The organism is Deinococcota bacterium, assembly GCA_030858465.1.
Taxonomy (GTDB): Bacteria; Deinococcota; Deinococci; order Deinococcales; family Trueperaceae; genus JALZLY01.
Genome location: JALZLY010000117.1, coordinates 1 through 8,560, shown reverse-complemented (window position 1 = coordinate 8,560; position 8,560 = coordinate 1). Strand labels below are relative to the sequence as shown.

Genomic DNA, 8,560 nt, shown 5'->3' with positions numbered 1-8,560 from the left:
GGCCGGGGTGGACGAGCCCGCCGGAGGCGCGGCGGCCGAGCCGCTGGCGGCCTACTGCCTAGACCTCACCGCGCAGGCCGAAGCCGGCGAGCTCGACCCGCTGGTGGGGCGCGAGCGGGAGCTGACGCGCGTTCTCCAGGTGCTGTCCAGGCGCAACAAGAACAACCCGCTGCTGGTGGGCGACCCGGGCGTGGGCAAGACGGCGCTGCTCGGGGGCTTAGCCCAGTGCCTCGTCACCGGCGAGGTGCCGGGGGCCCTGCGCGGCGCCAAGCTCTACGCGCTCGACCTCGGCAGCCTCTTGGCCGGCAGCCGCTACCGGGGTGACTTCGAGGAGCGCCTGAGGGCCGTCCTGGCCGCCCTGGAGAGAACGAACGCGCTGCTCTTCATCGATGAGATCCACACCATCGTCGGCGCCGGCGCCACCGCCGGCGGCAGCATGGACGCCTCGAACCTGCTCAAGCCGGTCCTCAGCCGCGGCCTGCGCTGCATCGGCGCGACTACCTTCCAGGAACACAAGGCCTTTGAGAAGGACCGCGCTCTCGCCCGCCGCTTTCAGAAGATCGACGTGCTCGAGCCCAGCCACGACGAGACCCTGGCTATCCTGCAAGGCCTCAGGTCGCGCTTCGAGGCGCACTACGGCTTGCGCTACAGCGACGAGGCCCTGGTGAGCGCGGCCCTGCTGGCGGCCCGCTATCTCGCCGACCGGCGCCTGCCCGACGCCGCCATCGACGTGCTCGACGAGGCCGGCGCGGCGCAGGCGCTGCTGGCGGCGGGAGCTAGGCGCGCGTGCTTGGGGGCCGAGGACATCGAGGCGACCGTCGCCCTGATGGCGCGCATCCCCGCCAAGTCGGTCTCCCAGGACGACCGCGCCCGCCTGGCGACGCTCGAGGCCGAGCTGAGCGGAACCGTGTTCGGCCAGCCCCGGGCGGTGAGCGAGGTGGCCGGCGCCATCAAGCTGGCCCGCTCGGGTCTGCGCGACCCGGCCAAGCCGATCGGCAGCTTCCTCTTCGCCGGCCCCACCGGGGTGGGCAAGACCGAATTGGCGCGGGGGCTCGCGGCCAGCCTGGGCGTGCCGCTGTTGCGCTTCGACATGTCCGAGTACATGGAAAAGCACAGCGTCGCCCGCCTTATCGGCGCCCCGCCCGGCTACGTCGGCTTCGACCAGGGCGGCCTCTTGAGCGACGCCGTCTTGCAGAATCCGCACGCCGTCTTGCTGCTCGACGAGATCGAAAAGGCGCACGCCGACCTCTTCAGCCTGCTCTTGCAGGTGATGGACTACGGCAGGCTCACCGATCACAACGGCCGCGGGGTGGACTTCCGCAGCGTCGCCTTGATCATGACGACCAACGCTGGCGCGGCCGAAGCGAGCCAGAACGCGGTGGGCTTCGGCGGCGGCCTGCGCGAGGACGAGAGCCTAGAAGCGATCAAGCGGCTCTTCACCCCGGAATTTCGCAACCGCCTCGACGCCATCGTGCCCTTCTCGCCTCTGGACCCGCCCGTCATGGCGAGCATCGTGGACAAGTTCCTGGCCGAGCTGCAAAGGCAGCTCCTCGAGCGCGAGGTTGAGCTCACGGTGACGCCCGCGGCCAAGGCGCTGCTCTTGCGGCGCGGTTTCGACCCACTCTACGGGGCGCGGCCCTTGGCCCGGCTGATCCAGGAACTGCTCAAGAAGCCGCTGGCCGACGCCGTGCTCTTCGGCAGCCTCAAGGACGGCGGCCGCGTCCGCGCGGACGCGCGCGGCGAAGACCTCCACCTCGAGGCCTGAAGGCGGGACGACGCTCGTGAATGGGGCCGAGCGATTCACCGGCTGCCGTAGCAGGAGCAAAGCGGGAAGGCAAGCTCGCTTACGGCGCCTAGCCCAACGTTACCTAGCCTAACGTCACCACCGTCAGGTCGGTCAGCTTGAAGTCGTCGCCCTTACACGCCAACGCTCGAGCCTCGGTCTTCGCCAAGGCATAACTCACGCAGTCACCGAAGTTCAGTTGCGCGGGGTGCCCCTGCCCCTTGCCAAAGCGCGCATAGGCCAGTTTCGCTTCCAAAACGTGCTCGGCCGTGAACGGACGCAGCTTGACGCCCAAGCGCTCGACAAGTTCCGCGACGTTGCCGAGGTTGAAGCCGCGCCTGGACCCGTAGACGATCTCCGTCTCCAAAAGTGTCGGGGAGGCCATGATCAGCTTGGGGCTGCGCTCGAGGGCGTAGACGGCCTCCTCGGCACCACTCTCCTCGAAGAGGATCAGCAGCAATACGCTGCTGTCGACGACCATCAGAAGCCGAGCAGGTCTTCCTGCTCCTCCTTGGAAGGCGCGTGACCGCGCTGCTTCTCGGGAAGGTCCGGCCAGACGCTGGCCTTGAGCCAGGCGAGGGTGCGGGCGGCGCGGTCACGCGCTTCGAGCTGTTGTAGACGCTCCTCGAGCGCGCGGGTCACCACCTTGACCTTCGTTTCGCCCGTCCGTTGCGTGATCTGCTCGAGCAGGTCGGTCACGCGGTCGCTCTTGATGCTCGTCTGCTTCATGGTAGCATGATAGCATAAAGGCTACCAGGCAGGACCATCAGGCCCATGCAGGAGGCGGACGTGACCAGAGCGTGCCGCGGCGCACGCTAGCGCTTTTTTGGGGAAGCGAAAAAGGAGCCGCGAGCGCCCTCCGGCCCGAGCGCCTGGTACTCGGCGCGGCCGTAGTAGATGGCCGCCGCCGCCCGCTCGGGGTTCAGCATCCAGCGCTCGTCAAAGGCGTCGGGGTCGTAGTGGACCGCCTGCACCTCGCCCACCACCCAGTCGTGGTCGCCGGTCGGATGCACCTCGTAGACGGTGCATTCATAGCTCAGGTAGGCGCTCTTGGGGATCGGCGCGGTGGTGGCGATGGGATCTTCTACTTGGACGCCGAAGCGCTCGAACTTGTCCTCTCCCCCCTGCAGGCTCACCGAGCCCACCGCCGCGATGACCCCGGCCTCGCTGAAGGGCAGGAAGCTGACGCCGAAGCTTCCCGCCTCGAGGATGAGCCGGTGGGTAGAGCGCTCGCGGCCGATAGCGACGCCGTAGAGCACCGGCTTCATCGACAGGGCGGCGTGCCAGCCCGCGCTCATGATGTTGCGCTCCGTCTTGGTCGCCACCGTGATCACCGAGACGGTGCCGGGGTAGTAGCCAAAAAAGCGGCTGAGCGGCGTCTCGCGCACCTTTTCCCGATGATGGCTAGGCTGGTGGACCCTTTGCTCGGACATGCTGCCGAGTATACCGGGGCGGTAGCGACGCGGCTGTTGCTCATCACGCTCCCCCATGCTCCGCAACCGGCAGACGGAGCTACACCCGAGCGGCTGAGTCCTCGTGTAGCTGCCGGTATGAACTGGGCCCGGTATGAACTGGGCTAGGCCCCCTTCTCGGCGGCGACGAGCGCGGGCGAGCGTTCCCTCGAGCGCCGCTTGGCGTGGTTGACCAACACGATGCCGACGATCGCCACCGCGCCGCCCAGGAGGGTGAGGGGGGTGGGCAGCTCGCCGAGAACCAGCCAGGCGAAGAGGAGGCTGAAGACTGGCACCATGTAGAGATAGGCCGCCACCAAGGTCACCGGCGCGACGCTGATGGCGTAGGAAAACTGCGCGTAGGCAAAGGCCGCCGGAAAGACGCCGATATAGACCGTCCAGAGAAGGGGCGCCAGCCCGGCGTCGGCGAGGTCGGCGGGCAGACCCGGCAAGAAGACCAGCAGCGGCAGGGTGCCCGCCCAGGTCGAGAAGGCCGTCACCTGAACGGCGCTGTAGCGCGCGAACATGCGCTTTTGCAGGACGGCGTAAAAGGCGGTGGTCACCGCCGAGACGAGGATCAGCAGCGCCCAGGGGTTGAAGCCGAGCTCGGGGTTGTCGCCCATCACGATCAGGGACACGCCCGCGAACGACACGAAGATGCCCAGCCAGCCCAGCACCGGCAAGCGATCGCCGATCAGAAAGTAGGCCACCACGGCGGTGATGGCGGGCGCGGTGGCGATGATCAGGCTCGCCGCCCCGGCCGTCACCTGGGCCTGGCCGAAGTTGAGCGCCAGGTGGTAGACCGTGATGCCCAAAAGGCCCAACAGGAAAAAATAGGGCAGGTCTTCCCTCTCGGGCAGGAGCCTCCGCCGCTTGAGCATGAGATAGGGCGCGAAGCAGAGCGAGGCGACCGCGAAGCGCAGCAGCGTGAGATGCGGCGCGCTGAGCCCCTCGAGCCCCACCTTGATGCCCGGAAAGGCCGAGCCCCAGAGAACGGCCAGAAGCAGCAGGTTGAGAAAGAGGCCGAGCGTCACAGCCGGTACTCTATCACTGGCATTGGCGCCCGGCGTCAAGGGGTAGACTCGCGCCATGCCCACAGCCGTAGAGGCGAACGTCCGCTTTGCCCGACCGTCGGACATCCCTACGCTAAAGGCGCTCGATCCCTGGCCGCGCGAGCGCGCCTGGCGGCACAAGGTAGAGGCGCAGGAAGTCATCGCGCTCGAGCTCACGGGCCGCGTCGCCGGGCTGGCGCGCTACGCTGTGTTATGGACGACGGTGCCGTTTCTCGAGCTGATCTTTATCGAAGAACCCTACCGGGGCAAAGGCCATTCCCGGCGGATGCTCGAGTTTTTAAAAGCGCACCTGCGCAAGGAGGGCTACGTCGCCCTGCTCAGCTCGTCGCAGACCGACGAGCCCCGTCCTCAAGCCTGGCACGTCCACATGGGCTTCCGCTCGAACGGCATCATCGAGCACATCGCCGACGACAATGTGGGCGAGCTTGTCTACCGCACGGCCTTGTAGCCGTCTTGTAAGGCTACTGCGCTCAGCAACCGCCCAGCGCTCTGGCGTTTCAGGAGTCGCTCGACATCCGCCGTTGAACGGTTTGGAACTTCAGCGCATTCGCCTGCTGGAGGCGAATGCTTCTACTGGAATCAACGTAGGCGCACCTATACCAGCGCAAAGTAGTCTGTCCATTGACAGCGAAACCGACTACGAAGCGACCAAGGAAGGTTTTGAAGCCCGGCAACGCTACGTTTTTGTCATCACTGACAAAAAAACCGATAGGGAGAGTGGGCGCATCGAGGCTGAGTATGGCCTCCTCTTCAAGAGTGATTTCAGTGCTGAAGTCCCGAACTTCAAAGAATATTTCGGTATTTTCAGCGAGGTTAATCTCCCCGTCAATGTCTGGCCTTTCATGCGGGAGTTCGTTCAGACCACGCTGTCCAGGATGGACTGGTCTCCCTTCACTCTACCGCTGCTGAAACCCCCTTCTCCTGAACCTAAACCCAAAGCAACAAAGCAGGGGCGCAAAAGGAAAACAGAATAGCTGGCTATACGCCTGTGGGTTGATGAAGCGGCGCCACTCGACGAGCAGGCTGTCGAGCTTGGCGCCGTGGTCACGGGACCCGCCCGTGCGCACCTCGTCTTCGAGAAGCTCGAGCAGGTCCGGCGCCGCGCTGGCAAGGCATAGCTTCAGAATCGGTCTGCTTGACTCGTTGAGCTCGTTCATAGGGTCCGTCCTCGAGTTAGGAAACCTGGCCTGTCCAGGATAGCACCGCCGCAGGTCCCCGCCGAAACGCGGGGCCAGGGGGGAGCAACGGTCGCGCGAGTGCCTCGAGGCCGCTTCGGCCTGGCTCGAGCCCCTCCCCGATAACGCTAGGGCTCACGCGGCTGGGCTAAACTAATACCAAGTGCCTTATCAAGCGCCGCTTTTGCGCTTGATAAGTGCGCGTGCGCGCATACCCTCAAACCCACTCGGTTTGTGGTACTTCGAAAGGCAGTTGGTATAGGCTTATTGGAGGTTTCTCCGTGGTAGTAACACGCATTGCACCCTCACCCACCGGCGACCCGCACGTCGGCACCGCCTATATGGCGCTTTTTGATTACGCATTTGCCAAGCAGCAGGGCGGCACCTTCATCCTCCGGGTCGAGGACACCGACCGGAAACGCTACAACCCCGAATCGGAAGCGCGCGTTCTGGACGCGCTCTCCTGGCTCGGCCTCGAGCCCGACGAGAGCCCGACGACGGGCGGGCCAAACGCTCCTTACCGGCAGACCGAGCGCCTGGAGATCTATCAGCGGCACGTTCAGCGGCTTTTGGGCGAGGGCAAGGCCTACCGCGCCTTCGAGACGCCAGACGAGCTCGAGGCCATCCGCCATGACTTGCAGCGGCGCGGTCTCGGCCACGGCTACGACGGGCGGGGACGGCAGCTGAGCCGCGAGGAGTCGGAGCGGCGCGCGGCCTCGGGCGAGCCCTTTGTCGTCCGGCTGATCACCCCGGACGAGGGCGAGACGGTCGTCAAAGACCTCCTGCGCGGCGACATCCACATCCCCAACCGCGAGGTACCCGACGCGGTGCTCTTAAAGAGCGACGGCCTGCCCACCTACCATCTGGCGGTGGTGGTAGACGATCACCTCATGGGGGTGAGCCACGCCGTGCGCGGCGAGGAGTGGATTCCCACCGCGCCCATCCACGTCCTGCTCTACCGGGCCTTTGGCTGGGAGGAACCCCAGTGGGTGCATATGCCCCTTCTCAAGAACGCCGAGGGCAAGAAGCTCAGCAAGCGCAAGGACGACGTCAACTTAGACGCCTACCGCCGTCAGGGCGTCCTGCCCGAGGCGCTCCTCAACTACCTGGGCACCATGGGCTGGAGCATGCCCGACGGGCGGGAGTTCTTCAGTCTGGGGGACATGATCAGGCACTTCTCCTTCGAGCGCGTGTCGCTGGGCGGCTCGATCTTCGACCCCAAGCGCCTCAAGCACTACAACGCCAAGTACCTCCGCGACCTCCCGCTTGAGGACCTCGCCGAACGGGTCAAGCCTTTTCTTGCCGAGGCGGGCGTCCTGCCGCAGGACGAGCGCTATCTGCTCGACGTGCTCGACATCACCAGGAAGCGGGTCGAGACCTTGGCGGAGTTTCCCAAGGCCGTCGCCTACTTTTTCAGCGACGACTTCCCCTTCGAGGCGGAGGCCAAGAAGAGGCTCGCGGCCGGTCAGAAGTATCTCGAAGACCTCGAGCGCGAGTTCGCCCGGCTCGAGGACTACGACGAGGATTCGATCGACGACATGCTCCACGACTATGTGCAGGCGCAGTCGGTGGGCATGGGCAAGGTCCTGCAGCCGCTGCGCGTGGCCCTGACCGGCACCATGCAGGCCCCTGGCATCACCGAACTCGTCAGCGCCCTCGGCCGTGACCGAGTCCTGACACGTCTCGGTCGGGCGCTCGCCTATATCACCGCGGGCCTGCCCGACGACCGGCCCGTCAGGCCCGAAGAGGCCAAGGTAGCGAGCAGGGCGGGGGCGAGAGAGTGAGCTGGTTCGACCGCCTCAAGCAGGGCCTCAGCAAGACGCGCGATGTCCTCACCGGCGACGCACCCCTGGTCGGCAAGACCTGGGAGATGGACTGGGACGACCTCGAGTTCGCGCTGATCGCCGCCGACACGGGCGCCAAGATCGCCGCCGAGGTGGTGAGTGAGACGAAGCGGGAGCGCGAACGCGGCGTGAGCTTCCAGGAGGCGCTCGAGAAGGCGCTGATGGATCAGCTCGAGCGCGACAGGATGCGCCAGAAGCTGCGCCGCGTCGGCTTCGAGCTCGACGTCAGCCGCAACATGGTCGAGGTAAGGGGCAAGGCGATCATGGTGGTCGGCGTCAACGGCGTCGGCAAGACCACCACCATCGCCAAACTCGGCCAGTACTACACGGGCTACGGCAAGCGGGTGATGTTCGCCGCCGGCGACACCTTCCGCGCCGCGGCGACCGCCCAGCTTTCTGTCTGGGGCGAGCGGCTGAGCATCCCCACCGTCACCGGGCCCGACGGCTCGGACCCGGCCGCGGTGGCCTTCGACGCCGCGCAAGCCAGAGCCGCCCGGGGCCGCGACCTGCTCTTCGTGGACACCGCCGGCCGCCTCCACACCAAGCACAACCTGATGGAGGAACTGAAGAAGGTCAAGCGGGTGATCACCCGGGCCGACCCGGGCGAGCCGGGGGAGGTGTGGCTGGTCCTTGACGCCGTCACCGGGCAAAACGGTCTCGAGCAGGCCAGAAAGTTCCACGAGGCCGTCGGCGTCACCGGCGTCATCGTCAGCAAACTGGACGGCACCGCCAAGGGCGGCATCCTCTTGCCCATCGTGCGCGAGCTGGATTTGCCCATCAAGTTCATCGGCGTGGGCGAAAGGGCCGAGGACCTGCAACCCTACGACGCGGCGGCCTTTGTCAAGGCGATGCTCGACATGCCGCAACCGGCGGGAGCCAGGTAGACGCTCGTTGTCCGAAAAGATCCCGGACGAGCTGCTGTCGCGCATCCTCGAGCCCTCAGGTGAGGGACCAGCTTCCCCTTCCAAGGTGTTGCCCGCCCTCGAGCCGTGGACCATCCGCTAGACTGGGACCGTGTTTCCTCTCCTGCTCATCACCGCGACGTCAGTGGAAGGCCGGCCCGTCCGCGAAGGGCTGAGCGAGCTCGAGCGGCTGGACTTCCCGCTGGGAGAGCTCTACCGCGGCCACTTCGCTCACCTGCCCGTCTTCCTGGCCCATCTGGGCGTCGGCAAGGTCAACACCGCCGCGGGCCTCGCCCTGGCGCTCGAGGCCACCGGGGCGGAGACCGTCCTTC

10 protein-coding genes are annotated in these 8,560 nt (G+C 66.3%); 6 read left to right on the top strand and 4 right to left on the bottom strand.

The window, feature by feature from the left end; genetic code table 11:
* The coding region (locus tag M3498_05665; GenBank protein MDQ3458772.1) for an AAA family ATPase at positions 1-1,765 on the top strand (1,765 nt) is incomplete at its 5' end.
* A gap of 103 nt (positions 1,766-1,868) precedes the next feature.
* Here the strand turns inward: M3498_05665 and M3498_05660 are convergent.
* The 4 genes from M3498_05660 to M3498_05645 all read right to left on the bottom strand — a co-directional run bounded on the left by M3498_05660 (position 1,869) and on the right by M3498_05645 (position 4,325).
* The gene (locus tag M3498_05660) at positions 1,869-2,264 is read right to left on the bottom strand and encodes a type II toxin-antitoxin system VapC family toxin (GenBank protein ID MDQ3458771.1); all 396 of its coding nucleotides are present in this window, start codon (positions 2,262-2,264) and stop codon (positions 1,869-1,871) included.
* The gene (locus M3498_05655; protein ID MDQ3458770.1) at positions 2,264-2,512 is read right to left on the bottom strand and encodes a type II toxin-antitoxin system VapB family antitoxin; all 249 of its coding nucleotides are present in this window, start codon (positions 2,510-2,512) and stop codon (positions 2,264-2,266) included. Before M3498_05655 ends, M3498_05660 begins: the two co-directional genes overlap by 1 nt.
* Before the next feature lie 86 nt (positions 2,513-2,598).
* Positions 2,599-3,216, bottom strand: a complete 618-nt coding sequence (locus M3498_05650) for a flavin reductase family protein (protein ID MDQ3458769.1) — start codon at positions 3,214-3,216, stop codon at positions 2,599-2,601.
* A 143-nt stretch (positions 3,217-3,359) separates the two neighbouring features.
* A complete protein-coding gene (locus tag M3498_05645; GenBank protein MDQ3458768.1) occupies positions 3,360-4,325 on the bottom strand; it encodes a DMT family transporter in 966 nt (321 codons plus the stop codon).
* Between M3498_05645 and M3498_05640 the strand changes: the two genes are divergently transcribed.
* The 5 genes from M3498_05640 to M3498_05620 all read left to right on the top strand — a co-directional run.
* A complete protein-coding gene (locus M3498_05640; protein MDQ3458767.1) occupies positions 4,324-4,755 on the top strand; it encodes a GNAT family N-acetyltransferase in 432 nt (143 codons plus the stop codon). The genes M3498_05645 and M3498_05640 overlap by 2 nt on opposite strands.
* A gap of 73 nt (positions 4,756-4,828) precedes the next feature.
* Positions 4,829-5,281, top strand: coding sequence for a hypothetical protein (locus M3498_05635; GenBank protein ID MDQ3458766.1), 453 nt, complete (start codon positions 4,829-4,831; stop codon positions 5,279-5,281).
* 482 nt (positions 5,282-5,763) lie between these two features.
* Complete coding sequence (gene gltX / locus M3498_05630) at positions 5,764-7,266, top strand: glutamate--tRNA ligase (protein MDQ3458765.1); 1,503 nt, start codon at positions 5,764-5,766, stop codon at positions 7,264-7,266.
* Positions 7,263-8,210, top strand: coding sequence for a signal recognition particle-docking protein FtsY (gene ftsY, locus M3498_05625; GenBank protein ID MDQ3458764.1), 948 nt, complete (start codon positions 7,263-7,265; stop codon positions 8,208-8,210). The genes gltX and ftsY overlap by 4 nt, the downstream gene beginning before the upstream one ends.
* A 130-nt stretch (positions 8,211-8,340) precedes the next feature.
* Positions 8,341-8,560, top strand: a 220-nt coding sequence (locus M3498_05620; protein ID MDQ3458763.1) for a hypothetical protein, incomplete at its 3' end; no start/stop codon positions are given.

What these genes read in the sequence shown, in the direction of transcription:
- M3498_05660 (MDQ3458771.1), bottom strand. Translation starts at nt 2,264, where the DNA reads ATGGTCGTCGACAGCAGCGTATTGCTGCTGATCCTCTTCGAGGAGAGT.
- M3498_05655 (MDQ3458770.1), bottom strand. Translation starts at nt 2,512, where the DNA reads ATGAAGCAGACGAGCATCAAGAGCGACCGCGTGACCGACCTGCTCGAG.
- M3498_05650 (MDQ3458769.1), bottom strand. Translation starts at nt 3,216, where the DNA reads ATGTCCGAGCAAAGGGTCCACCAGCCTAGCCATCATCGGGAAAAGGTG.
- M3498_05640 (MDQ3458767.1), top strand. Translation starts at nt 4,324, where the DNA reads ATGCCCACAGCCGTAGAGGCGAACGTCCGCTTTGCCCGACCGTCGGAC.
- M3498_05645 (MDQ3458768.1), bottom strand. Translation starts at nt 4,325, where the DNA reads ATGGCGCGAGTCTACCCCTTGACGCCGGGCGCCAATGCCAGTGATAGA.